At 39.3% G+C, this 15,408-nt stretch carries 17 protein-coding genes; 15 read left to right on the forward strand and 2 right to left on the reverse strand.

Annotated elements, in window-relative coordinates; all coding sequences use genetic code 11:
* Positions 1–146 precede the first annotated feature (146 nt).
* Positions 147–569 (reverse strand): hypothetical protein, encoded by a 423-nt coding sequence (locus KO530_RS01570; protein WP_216046627.1) that lies wholly within the window; start codon positions 567–569, stop codon positions 147–149.
* Between the two features lie 455 nt (positions 570–1,024).
* Here KO530_RS01570 and KO530_RS01575 point away from each other — a divergent pair, with 455 nt between their 5' ends.
* The 3 genes from KO530_RS01575 to bfr (KO530_RS01585) all read left to right on the forward strand — a co-directional run bounded on the left by KO530_RS01575 (position 1,025) and on the right by bfr (KO530_RS01585) (position 3,667).
* Positions 1,025–2,599 carry a cation:proton antiporter family protein gene (locus KO530_RS01575; protein ID WP_216046628.1) on the forward strand — a complete coding sequence of 525 codons (1,575 nt, stop codon included), beginning with the start codon at positions 1,025–1,027 and terminating at the stop codon, positions 2,597–2,599.
* A 120-nt stretch (positions 2,600–2,719) separates the two neighbouring features.
* Positions 2,720–3,196, forward strand: a complete 477-nt coding sequence (bfr, locus tag KO530_RS01580) for a bacterioferritin (RefSeq protein WP_216046629.1) — start codon at positions 2,720–2,722, stop codon at positions 3,194–3,196.
* Positions 3,197–3,199: 3 nt separating this feature from the next.
* Positions 3,200–3,667 (forward strand): bacterioferritin, encoded by a 468-nt coding sequence (gene bfr / locus KO530_RS01585; RefSeq protein ID WP_216046630.1) that lies wholly within the window; start codon positions 3,200–3,202, stop codon positions 3,665–3,667.
* A gap of 12 nt (positions 3,668–3,679) precedes the next feature.
* Here the strand turns inward: bfr (KO530_RS01585) and KO530_RS01590 are convergent, their stop codons facing one another.
* Positions 3,680–3,988 (reverse strand): hypothetical protein, encoded by a 309-nt coding sequence (locus KO530_RS01590; protein ID WP_216046631.1) that lies wholly within the window; start codon positions 3,986–3,988, stop codon positions 3,680–3,682.
* A gap of 451 nt (positions 3,989–4,439) precedes the next feature.
* Between KO530_RS01590 and ccoN the strand changes: the two genes are divergently transcribed.
* From ccoN to KO530_RS01650, 12 genes are all read left to right on the forward strand, one after another.
* A complete protein-coding gene (gene ccoN, locus KO530_RS01595) occupies positions 4,440–5,885 on the forward strand; it encodes a cytochrome-c oxidase, cbb3-type subunit I (RefSeq protein ID WP_216046632.1) in 1,446 nt (481 codons plus the stop codon).
* A gap of 11 nt (positions 5,886–5,896) precedes the next feature.
* Positions 5,897–6,502 (forward strand): cytochrome-c oxidase, cbb3-type subunit II, encoded by a 606-nt coding sequence (gene ccoO, locus KO530_RS01600; RefSeq protein ID WP_216046633.1) that lies wholly within the window; start codon positions 5,897–5,899, stop codon positions 6,500–6,502.
* 1 nt (position 6,503) lies between these two features.
* Positions 6,504–6,689 carry a cbb3-type cytochrome oxidase subunit 3 gene (locus KO530_RS01605; protein ID WP_216046634.1) on the forward strand — a complete coding sequence of 62 codons (186 nt, stop codon included), beginning with the start codon at positions 6,504–6,506 and terminating at the stop codon, positions 6,687–6,689.
* Complete coding sequence (gene ccoP, locus KO530_RS01610; protein ID WP_216046635.1) at positions 6,682–7,662, forward strand: cytochrome-c oxidase, cbb3-type subunit III; 981 nt, start codon at positions 6,682–6,684, stop codon at positions 7,660–7,662. The genes KO530_RS01605 and ccoP overlap by 8 nt, the downstream gene beginning before the upstream one ends.
* Before the next feature lie 70 nt (positions 7,663–7,732).
* Positions 7,733–8,224: a FixH family protein gene (locus KO530_RS01615; protein WP_216046636.1), complete on the forward strand. Its 492-nt coding sequence runs from the start codon at positions 7,733–7,735 to the stop codon at positions 8,222–8,224.
* A complete protein-coding gene (locus KO530_RS01620; RefSeq protein WP_216046637.1) occupies positions 8,224–10,611 on the forward strand; it encodes a heavy metal translocating P-type ATPase in 2,388 nt (795 codons plus the stop codon). The genes KO530_RS01615 and KO530_RS01620 overlap by 1 nt, the downstream gene beginning before the upstream one ends.
* 22 nt (positions 10,612–10,633) lie before the next feature.
* Positions 10,634–10,819, forward strand: coding sequence for a cbb3-type cytochrome oxidase assembly protein CcoS (gene ccoS / locus KO530_RS01625; protein ID WP_216046638.1), 186 nt, complete (start codon positions 10,634–10,636; stop codon positions 10,817–10,819).
* Positions 10,816–11,481 carry a sulfite exporter TauE/SafE family protein gene (locus tag KO530_RS01630; protein ID WP_216046639.1) on the forward strand — a complete coding sequence of 222 codons (666 nt, stop codon included), beginning with the start codon at positions 10,816–10,818 and terminating at the stop codon, positions 11,479–11,481. The genes ccoS and KO530_RS01630 overlap by 4 nt, the downstream gene beginning before the upstream one ends.
* 25 nt (positions 11,482–11,506) lie before the next feature.
* Entirely contained in the window at positions 11,507–12,244 is a 738-nt protein-coding gene (gene fnr, locus KO530_RS01635) for a fumarate/nitrate reduction transcriptional regulator Fnr (protein ID WP_216046640.1), read from the forward strand.
* 114 nt (positions 12,245–12,358) lie between these two features.
* Positions 12,359–13,291: a universal stress protein UspE gene (uspE, locus tag KO530_RS01640; RefSeq protein ID WP_216046641.1), complete on the forward strand. Its 933-nt coding sequence runs from the start codon at positions 12,359–12,361 to the stop codon at positions 13,289–13,291.
* A gap of 136 nt (positions 13,292–13,427) precedes the next feature.
* On the forward strand, positions 13,428–14,315 hold the full coding sequence (ttcA, locus tag KO530_RS01645) for a tRNA 2-thiocytidine(32) synthetase TtcA (RefSeq protein WP_216046759.1): 888 nt from the start codon (positions 13,428–13,430) through the stop codon (positions 14,313–14,315).
* A gap of 15 nt (positions 14,316–14,330) precedes the next feature.
* A complete protein-coding gene (locus KO530_RS01650) occupies positions 14,331–15,392 on the forward strand; it encodes a patatin-like phospholipase family protein (RefSeq protein ID WP_216046642.1) in 1,062 nt (353 codons plus the stop codon).
* The last annotated feature ends 16 nt before the right edge of the window (positions 15,393–15,408 follow it).

Raw genomic sequence — 15,408 nt, forward strand, 5'->3', positions numbered from 1 at the left:
AGTAAAAATTTAAAAACTTGTTATTGCTCCTTGCATGAGACCAGTTAAAGGAATGCAAATTAGCGTTTAGATATATTGATTGTAATACCTTGTGTTGAATATTTTTCTTAGCCTTAAATGAGCGTAAAGCAAATTGTATTTTATCACTAATCCATTAAAGTGTGTTTTTTTACCGATTCAGAACTAGGCACTTTCAACCCAAGATTTTCTAAATAAGACAAGGCATCGTTAAGATCATCAAATCGTTGCGGGGTAAATGATACGTCTTCGAAAAAGGGCATCAACTCTTGTCCTTGGGTTGAAGATTTAGTAACCCAACTTTCACCGATTTGATTTCTTCGTTTCAAGGATATTTTACTTTTAAATGGAGATTCAAACACTTCTTGTGGCATCGTCCAATTAGTCATGTCGACGCATATCCCCCAATCACGGCCTTTTTTCTTTCCTGTTAATAGTGACAATTCACTAATATAAGAAAGATCAGCCTGAATGGTCCAAAGCCCTTTTAAAACAATAAAAAGAATATCTCCCATGGGAGTGATTTTAAAAGCGGCTGCATCATCACTCATATAATTACCTTAAAAGTCGTAAACCATTTGTGCAAATGTATATCTAAGCAGATGCTTAGTTTGAATACATTATAACGCTAATTAAGGTAAGTGATTGAAGTTTTTATAAAACTTTCTAATAAATGTAAGATTTCACCTTAATCAAATTTGTGCTCTAATATATTCAACTTAAATGACGTGCACCTAAAGATGCCAAACAATAGCAAATAGTTGGGCCCAACTGGTATAACGAGCTTTTCGCCCAAAAAAATAAACATTGGGATCACTACATTTATACAAAATCCATCTAAATAATGTATCCAATTTGATAGAGATAAAAATAGTTAAGGGTTAACACAAACATAACCCATCTGAACAATGTCTAAGTTATTACAATTAATTTATTTAATGCATCTTTATCTCTGAGTATATTATTTAATTAAATCTATCTATTACATATCTATTGTCGGAGTATTATGGAATTCGCTTTCATCCTAGTAGCATTTTTATGCGGTTTAATTATGAAAATCATAGGTTTACCGCCATTGATTGGATTTTTGGTTGCTGGATTTAGCTTAAATTTTATGGGTTATGAACCTGATGCATCTCTAGATACATTAGCAAGCCTTGGCATTACCCTAATGCTGTTTACTATAGGTCTTAAACTCAATATTAGAGATCTGATTAAATCAGAAGTATGGATGGGCAGCAGTTTACACATGATGCTTTGGGTACTCATCGTCGCTTCGAGTTTTGTTTTCCTCACCGCATTAGGAATTGGATATTTTGCGGATATAAATATTGTAACCGGTGCTCTCATTGCTTTTTCACTTAGTTTTAGCAGCACGGTTTGTATTGTAAAAATACTAGAAGAAAGTGGTGAAATTCGGACAAGGCATGGAAAAGTCGCGATTGGTATTTTGGTTATGCAGGATATTTTTGCGGTGATTTTCCTGGTAATTGCCACCGGTAAAATCCCTTCAATATGGGCGGTGTTATTGCTTCTATTATTATTAGCAAAACCAATTTGGTCATTGTTATTAGATAAAGCCGGTCACGGTGAGTTATTACCGTTAATGGGGTTTCTGATTGCAATTGGTGGTTATGAATTATTTGAATTAGTGGGACTTAAAGGCGATCTTGGTGCGCTTATTCTTGGTATGTTGTTAGCTAATCAAGCAAAAGCCTCTGAATTATCTAAATCACTAATGAGTTTCAAAGATCTTTTTCTTATCGGCTTTTTCTTGTCAATCGGTTTCACCGCGTTACCCACATTAGAAATGTTGCTTACTGCATTATTACTATGCTGCCTCATTCCACTTAAATTCGGACTATTCTTCAGTATATTTACTCGTTTACGTCTACGAGCAAGAACTTCGTATTTAGCGAGTTTGGTATTGGCCAATTACAGTGAATTTGGACTTATCGTTGTTGCCTTATTAGTAAATGAAAATTTAGTCGAAAAGCACTGGTTGGTTGTACTAGCTTTGGCGGTGTCTATCTCTTTCCTTTTCACCGGTTTTGGTTATCGTTCTTCGCATCAACAGTACAACAGAATCAAACACAAACTTAAAAATTATGAACATCCGCAACGCTTAAAAGAAGATATTTATAACTTACCAGATAATGCACGTGTGCTTATCATTGGAATGGGCCGAGTCGGTAAAGGTGCGTATAAGGCATTGGAAAGCGTTATGAAAGAACAAGTTTGGGGAATGGATGCTGATCCAAATCGAATACGCAAAATGCAAAAACAAGACATGCAAGTATTTGTTGGTGACGGTGAAGATGTAGATTTTTGGGAAAATTTCGATTTACGTCAAACCGATATCGTCATGTTGGCGGTCCCATCAGTAGAAGATATTAGTAATATCACTCAACAACTTAGGAACGCTGATTATCAAGGAACAGTGGCATCCATTGCGCGCTATGAAGATGAAATCGAATTACTCCAAAAAGCGGGGGCAGACAAAGTATTCAACTTCTTCACAGAGGCAGGTACGGGTTTCGCTGAAGAGAGCTTACAAATGTTATCCCTTTCCAGTAAGTAATAAGGGAATCAAAAATGATAATTGTTAGCATTGGGTATCCATTTGTTTTTTAAGGAAAATATTACATTTCATGGATTGTTGGTCTATACTTGCCACATACTGTTTTAGGAGAATTTTGAAATGAAAGGTCAAGCCAATATATTAGCAGCTCTGAATGAGGTGCTAACCACTGAGCTTACGTCTATCAACCAATATTTTTTGCATGCGAGGATGTATAAAAATTGGGGATTAGAAAAACTGAATTCAGTTTGTTATAAAAAGTCTATAAAAGACATGAAACAAGCCGACGAGTTAATTGAACGTATTTTGTTTCTAGAAGGTCTGCCTAACTTGCAAATGCTTGGAAAGCTATATATTGGTGAAGAAACCGTTGAAATGTTGCAGTGCGACAGTAAGTTTCAATTAGAACAAATTCCCAAGCTGAAAAATGTGATTGCTCTTTGCGAATCTGAACAAGATTACGTATCTCGCGATTTATTAGAAGAAATATTGGAATATGAAGAAGCGCATTTGGATTGGTTAGAAACACAAGAATACCAAATTTCAGCGTTAGGTTTGGAAAATTACTTGCAAACGCAAGTGGGCTCGGGAGATTAAGTTATGAAAGGTAATCAAATAATAATAGATTCATTAAATGGCTTGCTAGCCTATGAATTGGCAGCAATGGATCAATACTTCATCCATTCTCAAATGTATGACGATTGGGGATTAACTAAACTTCATGAGCGTATTGCCCATGAATTTGATGATGAAAAGGGTCACGCCACTAAGCTAATTGAACGTATGTTATTTTTAGAAGGCACTCCCGACATGACAGTGCGTTCAGGATTCAAAGTCGGTAAAGACGTGCTTGAAATGTTGGAAAGTGATTTGCGCGTTGAATACACGGTTACAGACGAACTAAAGAAAACAATCGCCCTGTGTGAAGCGGAAAAAGATTATGTGACCAGAGATATGCTAATGGTCTTATTAGAAGACACCGAAATGGATCATGCACATTGGTTAGAACAACAAATAGGCCTAATCAAACGTCTTGGCTTACCTAACTACTTGCAGTCACAAATGTAATTAGATCTCTACTTAAGCATGGGTTTGGAAGAATACTGAAACCGTTTTTAAATCACTGGTTTGTATATCTTCCAACTCTATGGTTAATTTCCATCTCATATTCGACTCACTACAAGCACCAATAAACAACTCTGCATCTAAGTTCACTTGATTATTTAACTTGTCTATTCGACTTGTTTTCAAAAACAATGGGGTTTTACCCATATACATATTAGTACCTTCAAGCCACCCTCGCCTAACCACGTAATGCGTATCGTAAATTATCGATAAATTAAGCATCTCTTCAATCTGAATAGGAAAGTCAGAAAAACTCACCTGCATTATTGAATCGTCTAATTCAATTCGACAGGACTGCGCTTCGAGATAACAAAGATTTTTAGTTAAAATTGAGTCTTTTTGATTATTTAATGAATAAACAACGGAAAGAATCAAAATCACAACTATAATAGGAAAGGTGCGTTTAATCAGAGTGTTGTGCCTATTAACTGTCTGTTTATGAGATTTATTGAAAGTCAGTTTGAATGATCACTACTATAAAAACAAGAAATGCTGAAAATCTATTGATTAAGATCAAGCTAATGGTGTTTATGCTATCTTTTTCAAAGCAAAAACTTTATGATCCCGTCTGCAAAATCTAAGTTCCGAAGTGAATTCAGGGACTTAGTTAATGAAATGTAAAAACCGTGACAATAGTGTCACATACACATAACAAAACAATACAAAAATAGTTAATTATTTTTGTCATAAATAATGATGTGGAAGATCCATTGATATGAGCGTAGCCAGCCAAGTACATCCGGAATACAACTATAAAGTCGTTAGGCAGTTTGCCATAATGACTGTCGTATGGGGAATTATTGGGATGGCAGTAGGTGTGTTTATCGCAGCACAACTCTACTGGCCAGCCTTAAATTTTGACATTCCTTACCTCACCTTTTCTCGATTGCGTCCTTTACACACTAATGCAGTTATATTTGCATTTGGTGGATGTGCGCTGTTTGCCACTTCTTATTATGTAGTGCAGCGAACATCACAAGCTAGGATATTCAGTGATAAGTTGGCCTCATTTACGTTTTGGGGATGGCAAGCGGTTATTGTTTCAGCGGCAATCACTCTTCCACTAGGTTTAACGACTACCAAAGAATACGCAGAATTAGAGTGGCCAATCGATATTTTAATCACTTTGGTTTGGGTGGCGTACATTATCAACTTCTTCGGTACTATAGTTATCCGAAAAGTTTCGCATATATATGTAGCTAACTGGTTCTTCGGCGCATTCATGTTAACCGTTGCGGTATTGCACATCGGTAACAGTATGGCTATACCAGTATCACTGTTTAAATCCTACTCGATTTACGCTGGTGCTGTAGATGCTATGATGCAGTGGTGGTATGGACATAACGCAGTAGGTTTCTTCTTAACCGCAGGTTTCTTGGGTATGATGTACTACTTCGTACCGAAACAAGCCGGCAGACCAGTATACTCTTATCGTCTGTCTGTTGTTCACTTCTGGGCACTTACCTCACTTTATATTTGGGCCGGTCCTCACCACTTACACTACACAGCATTGCCAGACTGGACACAGTCTCTTGGAATGGTAATGTCAATCATCCTATTTGTACCTTCTTGGGGTGGCATGATCAACGGTATTATGACGTTGTCAGGCGCTTGGCATAAGTTGCGTACCGACCCAATTTTACGCTTCTTAATTGTTTCCCTTTCATTCTACGGCATGTCGACTTTCGAAGGTCCGATGATGGCTATTAAAACAGTTAATGCCCTATCACATTATACGGATTGGACAATAGGACATGTTCACTCTGGTGCGTTAGGCTGGGTAGCAATGGTTTCAATCGGTTCGATTTATCACCTTATCCCTGTGTTGTTTAATAAACCTGCTATGTATAGCGTTAAATGGATTAACGTGCATTTTTGGTTAGCAACAATTGGCGTGGTGTTATACATAGTCGCTATGTGGATGTCAGGCGTATTGCAAGGTTTGATGTGGCGCGCGGTAAACCCAGACGGCACTCTAACTTACAGTTTTGTTGAATCTCTACAAGCATCTAAGCCTTTCTATTTTGTTCGCTTTATTGGTGGTGTGTTCGTAGTAGCCGGTATGTTATTGATGGCATACAACGTTTACAAAACCGTACGTACACCTAATGAAGAGTTTTCTAAAGATCCTGAAAACTCACCTCAACCTCAAGCAGCATAAGGAGATTTGAGATGAAGAACGTTCACGAGCTGGTTGAGAAGAATATTGGATTGATGGCGATATTTATTCTAATAGCGATTAGTTTTGGTGCCATGGTTGAAATTACACCACTAATGTTCCAACAACAAACAATGGAAAAAGTAGAAGGTCTTAAGCCTTACACTGCTTTGCAAATGGAAGGTCGAGATATTTATATTCGCGAGGGTTGTGTTGGTTGTCATAGCCAGATGATTCGTCCATTTAGAGCAGAAACAGAACGCTACGGACACTACTCTGTCGCAGGTGAATCAGTTTGGGAACACCCATTTTTATGGGGTTCAAAACGAACTGGTCCTGACTTGGCAAGAGTCGGCGGTCGTTACAGTGATGATTGGCACCGCGTTCACCTTCTTAATCCTAGAGACGTAGTACCTGAATCCAATATGCCTGGTTTCCCTTGGTTAGCTGAAAATACACTTGACGGCAAATTAATTGAGAAAAAACTTCGTGTATTTAAAGACTTTGGAGTGCCTTATAGCGAGGAAGAAATCGCTGGCGCAAAAGAAGCAGTACAAGGTAAAACAGAGATGGAGGCTTTAATTGCCTACCTACAATCTCTTGGAACGGCGCTGAAATAGTATGGATTACGGTGCAGCGGGTAGCATATTTACAGTTGTGGTTTTTGTTTGCTTTATCGGCATAGTGGTATGGGCTTTTAGCAGCCGCGCTAAAAAACGCTTTGATGAAGCAGAAAATTTGGTTTTTGATGATGAGCCAACCCAACAATCAGAAAAAAAAGAGCGGGAGTCTTCGATAAATGAGTAGCTTTTGGAGTATTTGGGTCTCAGTAATCTCATTGGGAACAATTCTAGGGTGTTACCTAATCTTACGCTGGTGTCTGTTGAATAAAACAGGCGTTGAAGAAGGTGACGATATGCATCATTCGTTTGATGGTATTATCGAAATCAATAACCCTCTACCTAAATGGTGGACAATCATGTTCTACATGACCATGATTTGGGGGATTTTGTATTTATTACTTTATCCGGGTTTAGGGAATTGGAAAGGTTTGTTAGGTTGGAAAAGTTCAAACCAAGATATTCAAACCCTGCAAGAATCGAAAGATGCAGTTTTAGCGTCTCGAGAAGAAGCGAAAAACGCCCTCTTCGGTTTAGGTGGTGTTGGTGTTGAATATGATCGTGAACTTGAAAAGGCCGAAGAAAAATTTGCGCCAATTTTCAACCAATACGCCGAACAGCCAATTGAAGTGTTAGTTAATAACGAAGAAGCCCTAAAAATTGGTCAGCGCTTGTTTATGCAGAACTGTTCTCAGTGTCACGGTTCTGATGCTCGTGGTCAACGAGGCTTCCCTAACCTGACTGACCATGACTGGTTATACGGTGGAACGCCAGAGAAGATTGTTGAAACCTTAACAAATGGTCGCCAAGCCAATATGGCCGCATGGTTACCTTCTTTTGGTGAGCAAGGTGTTAAAGAAGTCGTTGCTTATGCGTTAAGTTTAAGTGGTAGACAAGTTGACCCTGACTTAAAAGAAGCAGGTAAAGTACGCTTTGCAGTATGCTCTGCTTGTCACGGCGCAGATGGTAAAGGTAATCAAGCGCTAGGCGCTCCGAACTTAACAGATAATATTTGGTTATATGGTGGCAGCACCGACGTAGTCACTGAAACTGTTAACTACGGACGAGCTGGTGTTATGCCCTCTTTCAAAAACACTTTGGGAGAGAAGAAGATACACCTAGTGGCTACCTATGTTTATAGTTTATCTAAAGATAAATAAACATTGAGTTGTTACCTAACAAAGCCTCGTTTAACGAGGCTTTGTGTTCTTAAATAAGAAGTAAATATTAATGAATCGCTCAGATAAAACACCTTGGTACAAACAATTTTGGCCTTGGTTTTTAATCACCATACCCGTTGTTTCCATATGTCTTAGTGTCACCATGTTAAATCTTGCCTTAAATACTGAGGATAGTCTGGTCATAGATGACTATTACAAGGAAGGCAAAGGCATCAATTTAGAACTAACTAAAATTCAAGAAGCCAAAGCTCAAGGTATCACCACACTTTTGACAATTGATGGTAGTCGAGTACAACTTGAGTTTTTATCAGGCAAACCCACTTCTGGTGAAGCGTTAAAACTGCATTTTTATCATGCAACGCTCCAAGATAATGATTTTTCGTTATTGTTGACCCAAGATGCAAATGGCAATTACAAAGCTAATGCAGAGAAACCTATTACTGGTAAATGGAAGTTAACTCTTTCACCTTTGAATGAGCAATGGAAGATAATGCAGGATACAGGTTTACCACAAAAAGCCCCTTTCAACTTTAATCCTTAATGCAAAATAGTAACTCACAAAATTGCTATCATTGTGGGCTTCCAATAATAAATGGAGAAGTCTTCTGGGCAGACATCTTAGGTGAGCCTCGCAAAATGTGTTGCCCTGGCTGCCAAGCTGTGGCTGAAGCAATTGTCAGCAACGGACTAGAAGATTATTACCGCTTCAGAACCGAATTTGCCGACAAGGGAGATGAATTACTAACCGAAACACTCGATACCTTAAAAGCATACGATCATGAAGAGATTCAGCAAGAATTTGTGGTCGATGACGGCAGCCAAAAACAAATACAATTAACCATCGAAGGAATAAGCTGCGCTGCCTGTGGTTGGCTGATTGAAAAACAACTTTTAAAAACGCCCGGAATTAAACGAATTGCAGTCAACGTATCTGCACGTCGAGCAACGATTAATTGGATAGATTCAGAACTAAAACTTAGTGAAATCATCGGACAACTAGAATCTATCGGCTATCACGCACTTCCCTTCCAAGCAGACGAACATGAAGCCTCTTATCAGAAAGAATCCAAGAACTATTTAAAACGAATTGGATTGGCTGGCTTAATGAGCATGCAAGTTATGATGTTAGCCATTGGTCTTTATTTCGGCATTTTCGGTTCAATAGATGATGCGACCAAAGAGTTTCTTCATTGGGTTAGTTTCTTATTGACCACCCCGGTTGTGCTGTATTCTGGATTTACTTTTTATAAAAGTGCTTTTAGTTCTCTGCGGATGGGATCTGTAAATATGGATTTTTCGGTTTCAATCGCAATTATTGGCACTTTTGTGGCTAGTGCCTGGGCAACCATTTCCCATACGGGGGAAATCTATTTTGAATCCGTATGTATGTTTATCTTTTTATTACTGATTAGCCGATTTTTGGAACATCGTTCACGACATCAGGCCAGCCTAATATCGGCAAATATGTTTAAGTATATTCCATTAACGGCGATGCAAATTGATGACGATAATAAGCAAACTTCGGTATTAGCCAAACATCTTAAAAAAGGACAAAAAATAGTAGTCCGTCCTGGAGAAACTTTTCCAGTAGACGGGGTAATAATCAACGGAAATGGCAACGTGGATGAATCTATGTTGACCGGTGAATCAGAAAAAATCAGAAAAAGCACCGGCGCTCATGTCTATGGCGGAACCATTAATTTATCAGGTTCTTTTGAAATTGAAGTTGAAAACGAGCTTAAATTGTCCCTGGTGAACAAAATTTTACGCCTTCAAGAGTTAGCTCTTTCAGATAAACCCAAGGCAGCTGTATATGCAGATATTGCCTCCAAGTACTTTATTGTAATTGTTCTAGGTATCACCTTAATAAGTTACGTTGGCTGGCTGGCTTATCAACCAGAACGCGCTTTTTGGGTTGCCATATCAATCCTAGTTGCGACCTGCCCTTGCGCCCTTAGCTTGGCAACGCCGACGGCTTTAACCAGTGCAATAGCAAAATTAAATCAATATGGCTTATTAGTTAAAAGAGCAAATATTATCGATGTTATGCCTGATGTCGACACCGTGATTTTTGATAAAACAGGCACGCTAACCAATGGACATTTCAGTGTAAGTGACGTCGAGCTCTTTAACGCAGCAGATGAAACTTTTGTTTATAATTTAGCTGCCGGATTAGAACTCTATTCAAAACATCCGATATCTCACGCGTTTCAATCTCAGACCCCCTGCGCAGTTTCCCAAGTAGTTACTGTGGCGGGAAAAGGTTTACAAGGAACCTACCAATCTCAAGTCGTTAAGATAGGTAACATAAGTATTCTTGATAACAGTGATGGTTTACGACCCACTGAGGATGACTCTCGAGTTTATCTGCAATTGGGTAAGCAATTAATTGCTGCATTTAGCGTAAAAGATGTAGTTAAAAAAGACGCAAAACAACTCGTCGATGACTTACGCAGCAAACAATTGGTGATGTTAAGTGGTGACTCAGAAATAAACGCGTCTTTGGTCGCTGATTCTTTAGGTATCCCGAACGTTTATTTTAGACAAACGCCAATACAAAAACTGACATACATTCAAAACTTACAAGCCAAAGGACACAAAGTTTTGATGATTGGTGATGGCATCAATGACGCCCCAGTTTTGGCCGCTGCTGATGTATCAATTGCGGTAGGTGACGCCAGTGACATGGCGAAACGTTCTGCCGATATCATTTTATTAAATTCAAAATTAAGTAATGTTAAGTTTGCTGTTAGTATGGCGATTAAAGTGCGTACCAAAATCAAACAGAACATGGTTTGGGCCATTGGCTATAACGCGTTAATTCTTCCCCTAGCAGTAGCCGGATATTTAAGCCCGTGGATGGCCGTAATTGGCATGTCGTTAAGTTCAATTATTGTGGTCGCAAACTCTATTCGTTTACTACGTTAACCAGCGCTAATAGGAAATTAAAGTGAGTATCATTTATGTGCTAATCCCCATCGCTATTGTGCTAGTACTGTTAGCCATAGGGATCTTTTTTTGGGCGGTCAAATCCAATCAGTTTGAAGATTTAGAGCGTCAAGGATACAACATTCTATTCGATGATGACGTGGATAAAAAAGTACAAGTAAAAAAGCCAAAAACTAACGACAAATGAACGACTTAAGCTGGTTTTCTGCAATATTAATCGGACTTGCTGGAAGTGTGCATTGCGCTGGGATGTGCGGTGGAATTGTGACCTCATTTACCTTTGCATTACCAAAGAATAAGTCACAATGGCCGTATTTAATTGCCTATAATTCAGGCCGCATTTTATCTTATAGTTTCGCTGGCGCAATCGCTGGGCTGTTGGGTCAGATCGTCACCACAAAATCCTTTATCAATCCTCAAGCACTGACCCTTTTTGGCGGAGTATTTATGGTTCTGCTTGGATTATATGTGGGACAGTGGTCAAAACTACTGGTTAAAGTAGAAAAAGTTGGCGCTATTTTTTGGCGTAAAATTAGTCCCATATCAAAGCGTTTCATTCCCTTTAAACACCCAATCTATGCTGTACCCTATGGCCTAATCTGGGGCTGGTTGCCCTGTGGGTTGGTTTATTCGACGTTAACATGGAGTGTTTCCACCGGCAGTGTGGTACAAGGTGCTATCACCATGTTTTGCTTTGGCTTGGGCACTTTGCCCATCATGTTAGCAATGGGAGCCAGCGCCAGCCAAATAAGAGGATGGTTGACCCAACCAGTGGTAAAACGAAGCGTTGCAGTCTTATTATGCTTATTTGGCTTGATTTTATGTTACCAAGGGATTCATAATTGGTAACTAATGAATTAATTGGAATTAACTAATGTCAGATCCGAACAAGTTCAGTATTCGCTGCCAAAACTGCAGTTTTAATCACCTATGTATACCGGTGGCTCTGAATCAGACTGAAATGGAGAGTTTGGACGAAATCATAGAACGCAAGCGCCCTTTGCATAAAAATGATCAATTAACTATTCCTGGGCAAAAATTTACGTCGCTGTTTGCAGTAAGAACGGGCTCATTTAAATCTTACATAACCTCTCCCGATGGCGAACAACAAATTACAGGGTTTCATTTTCCCGGTGATATTGTCGGCTTTGATGGACTATTTTCTGAAAAATATCAAAGTTATAATCAAGCGATGGAAACCTCCATGGTTTGTGAGTTACCTTACGACAAGTTAGATATTATGAGCGCACAACTTCCTACACTGCGCAAAGAAATGCTTAAAATTATGAGCACAGAAATAAACCAAGATCACAGTCTCATGATGTTATTAAACAAGCGCACAGCAGAAGAACGTCTTGCCCACTTCCTAATTAATCTATCAGATCGTTTTCGCTCCCGCGGTTTTTCTGAATTAGAATTTAATTTAACCATGACCCGAAACGAAATTGGTAATCACCTTGGTTTAACTGTTGAAACCGTCAGTCGTTTACTCACCCGTTTTCAAAAAGAAAATATCATCAAAGTTGATGGGAAATTTATACAAATTCTCAATTTGGCGGTACTTAGAGAGAAACTTGGTGAACACGTTTTAAATAAACAAGCCTGCGGTTAAGTCTTTTAATTTAAATTGATTCAGGTCAAAACAATTAGTCTGTTAATTGGCAAACTAGCTAAAGTAGCCATACACTTAATATACGTAGTGTAAACGTTTGAAGGGAATTAATTTATGTCCGTATTTAACAAAATACTAGCTGTTGTAGACCCAACTACAGAAGATCAAAAAGCGTTTAAAAGAGCGCTTTTATTGGCAGAAAAGACCGGCGCCAGTATTACTGCGTTTCTGTCCATATATGATTTCTCTTATGAAATGACCACTATGCTCACCGTGGATGAAAGAGAAACGATGCGCCAAGCTGTGGTGGATGACAAAACCGATTGGCTTGCCAATATAGTTGAACCCCTAGCGGCTAACTCATCTATTTCAGTAGATATAAAAGTGGTCTGGCATAATCGGCCATATGAAAGTGTATTGTTCGAAGTGATTGATCACAGCTATGATTTAATCGTCAAAGGAACCCACGAGCATGACACCCTAAAGTCAGTGATATTCACCCCGACTGATTGGCATATCCTACGTAAATCACCGGTTCCAGTTTTACTTGTTAAAGAACATGATTGGCCTATTAATGGCAATATTTTAGCTGCGGTAGATGTGGGCAGTGAAGATGAAGAACATCATAGCTTAAACAAGTTAATCACTAAAACCGCTGGATTGATGGCTGATTTACTGGAAGGACATGTAAACTTGGTTAATTCTTACCCAGGTACACCGGTTAATATTGCCATCGAAATACCAGAGTTCGATCCGGTTGGCTATACAGAGTCAGTTAAACAACACCACGCCAAATGTATGCTTGAGCACGCTCAAGAATTCAATATCCCACAAGAAAATCAACATCTTAGTGAAGGTTTGCCTGAGGATGTCATTCCTTCAGTGGCAAAAGCTATCGACGCAGAGTTAGTGGTTATCGGTACTGTAGGTCGCACCGGTATTACAGCCGCCCTTATCGGTAACACGGCTGAACATACGATAGATTCACTCAATTGTGACGTTTTAGCAATTAAACCAGAAGGCTTTGAGTGTCCTCTTAAACATTAACCTTACATAACCTTGTGATACTTAGAAAATGACTGCAAACATTTAAATTTAGGGTGTTTATGTCCTTTATGAGGACAGGTATAATCCGCGCTGATAGCAATGTTTTTCTAGGAATAAGATGAGTAAGGTCGAGTCTCTGTCTGAGAGTAAAAAATACAGTTTTAATAAACTTCAAAAGCGCCTAAGACGAAATGTAGGCAAAGCAATTGCCGATTTTAATATGATCGAAGATGGCGATAAGGTAATGGTCTGCCTGTCTGGCGGAAAAGACAGTTACACCATGCTTGATATTTTAATGTTTCTGCAAAAGATTGCGCCAATTAAATTTGAAATTATTGCGGTTAATTTAGATCAGAAACAACCAGGCTTCCCCGCTGAGATACTGCCTAACTACTTACAAGAATTGCAAGTTCCATTTGAAATCGTCACGGAAGACACCTATTCGATTGTAAAAGATAAAATTCCAGAGGGAAAAACAACTTGTTCACTATGCTCTAGATTACGCAGAGGGATACTTTACAAGACGGCAACCCGACTAGGCGCAACTAAAATCGCGTTGGGGCACCACCGTGACGACATGTTAGAAACACTATTCTTAAACATGTTTTATGGCGGACGCTTAAAATCTATGCCTCCCAAGTTAGTCAGCGATGATGGCAAACAAATGGTCATTCGTCCCCTAGCCTACTGTGCTGAAAAAGAAATTACCCAATATTCTGATTTAATTGAGTTCCCGATTATTCCTTGTAATTTATGTGGCTCGCAAGAGAACCTACAACGCAAAGTTATTAAAAACATGCTAGTCGACTGGAACAAGCGTTTTCCGGGTAGGATTGAAAGTATGTTTAGGGCAATGCAGAATGTCGTGCCTTCGCATCTTGCCGATAGTGAACTTTTCGACTTTAAAACCTTAGAGACGCAACAAACACCGTTTGTTAACGGTGATATTGGATTTGATCAAGAAGATTTTTCTACACCTTCAACAAGTGCTGATGACACTGTCAAAATAATCAATATTAGTTAAGGATCATTATAGTAAATGAAAATTGGATTAGCACTAGGAAGCGGCGCTGCTCGAGGTTGGGCGCATATCGGTATAATACAGGCGTTAGAAGAACTAGGCATCAAGGTTGACGTGGTCGCTGGTTGTTCCATTGGTGCCTATGTAGGAGCCGCGTATGCAAGCAATAAACTGGATCCACTCGCAGAATGGGCAAGCTCTCTAACTGAGTGGCAAGTTTTAGGACTGTTAGGGGTTGGATTTCGTAAAGGTGGACTGGCTAGCGGAATTAAAGTGTTTAAAGCCCTTGAAGACAATTTTTGCGAACGAGACTTTGAACACTTATCCAAACCCTTAGGTGTTGTGGCGACCGATTTATATAGTGGTAAAGAGGTTTCATTTACTCAAGGTCCTATTGCGGATGCGGTTAGAGCATCCTGTGCAATACCTGCCCTGTTTCCACCCATTGCGCACAAAGGCCGTTGGCTAGTGGATGGTGCTGTGGTCAACCCAGTGCCGGTAAATCTTTGTCGGCAACTAGGTGCTGACTTTGTTTTTGCGGTTAATCTAAGTGCAGATTTTAGGCCTGAAGTTCAAGCTCAATATCAAATGGAACATGAAAATAATCAAAAACGAACCAATGATTTTTTTAATAAAAGTCAGTCGTTTATGCAGCGTCTTTTCAGTGGCAAGTTCAAAAAAGACAATGATATGGACGATGATGAGCTTGAATCTTTAGAAGATCTAGAAAACATGGCACTGGATTCTGACTTTGACGCCAATAGTGAAGAGCAAATAACCACCTCAGAAACTCAGGTAGAAACGCCGGAGCAAGTAACGGCGACGCAAAAATCATCAAATGTTAAATTAACTGACAATACCCCTAGTATGTTAGGTGTCATGTCCAGTTCGTTAGATATCCTTCAGGCAAGAGTCACCCGCTCGCGATTAGCTGGCGATCCCCCCGATATACTAATTGAACCCCAGTTACGCGACTTTGGCATTATGGAGTTTCATCGCGCGGCTGAGTTAATTGAAGAGGGGCGTCAAAGCGTCAACCGTGTTGCTGCGCAGATTAAATATCAATTGCGTCTCGACTAATTCACTCTACGGATAT

It is taken from the genome of Aliiglaciecola lipolytica, from assembly GCF_018860635.1.
Classification (GTDB): domain Bacteria; phylum Pseudomonadota; class Gammaproteobacteria; order Enterobacterales; family Alteromonadaceae; genus Aliiglaciecola; species Aliiglaciecola lipolytica_A.

What these genes read in the sequence shown, in the direction of transcription:
- KO530_RS01570 (WP_216046627.1), bottom strand. Translation starts at nt 569, where the DNA reads ATGAGTGATGATGCAGCCGCTTTTAAAATCACTCCCATGGGAGATATT.
- KO530_RS01575 (WP_216046628.1), top strand. Translation starts at nt 1,025, where the DNA reads ATGGAATTCGCTTTCATCCTAGTAGCATTTTTATGCGGTTTAATTATG.
- bfr (WP_216046629.1), top strand. Translation starts at nt 2,720, where the DNA reads ATGAAAGGTCAAGCCAATATATTAGCAGCTCTGAATGAGGTGCTAACC.
- bfr (WP_216046630.1), top strand. Translation starts at nt 3,200, where the DNA reads ATGAAAGGTAATCAAATAATAATAGATTCATTAAATGGCTTGCTAGCC.
- KO530_RS01590 (WP_216046631.1), bottom strand. Translation starts at nt 3,988, where the DNA reads ATGCAGGTGAGTTTTTCTGACTTTCCTATTCAGATTGAAGAGATGCTT.
- ccoN (WP_216046632.1), top strand. Translation starts at nt 4,440, where the DNA reads ATGAGCGTAGCCAGCCAAGTACATCCGGAATACAACTATAAAGTCGTT.
- ccoO (WP_216046633.1), top strand. Translation starts at nt 5,897, where the DNA reads ATGAAGAACGTTCACGAGCTGGTTGAGAAGAATATTGGATTGATGGCG.
- KO530_RS01605 (WP_216046634.1), top strand. Translation starts at nt 6,504, where the DNA reads ATGGATTACGGTGCAGCGGGTAGCATATTTACAGTTGTGGTTTTTGTT.
- ccoP (WP_216046635.1), top strand. Translation starts at nt 6,682, where the DNA reads ATGAGTAGCTTTTGGAGTATTTGGGTCTCAGTAATCTCATTGGGAACA.
- KO530_RS01615 (WP_216046636.1), top strand. Translation starts at nt 7,733, where the DNA reads ATGAATCGCTCAGATAAAACACCTTGGTACAAACAATTTTGGCCTTGG.
- KO530_RS01620 (WP_216046637.1), top strand. Translation starts at nt 8,224, where the DNA reads ATGCAAAATAGTAACTCACAAAATTGCTATCATTGTGGGCTTCCAATA.
- KO530_RS01630 (WP_216046639.1), top strand. Translation starts at nt 10,816, where the DNA reads ATGAACGACTTAAGCTGGTTTTCTGCAATATTAATCGGACTTGCTGGA.
- fnr (WP_216046640.1), top strand. Translation starts at nt 11,507, where the DNA reads ATGTCAGATCCGAACAAGTTCAGTATTCGCTGCCAAAACTGCAGTTTT.
- uspE (WP_216046641.1), top strand. Translation starts at nt 12,359, where the DNA reads ATGTCCGTATTTAACAAAATACTAGCTGTTGTAGACCCAACTACAGAA.
- KO530_RS01650 (WP_216046642.1), top strand. Translation starts at nt 14,331, where the DNA reads ATGAAAATTGGATTAGCACTAGGAAGCGGCGCTGCTCGAGGTTGGGCG.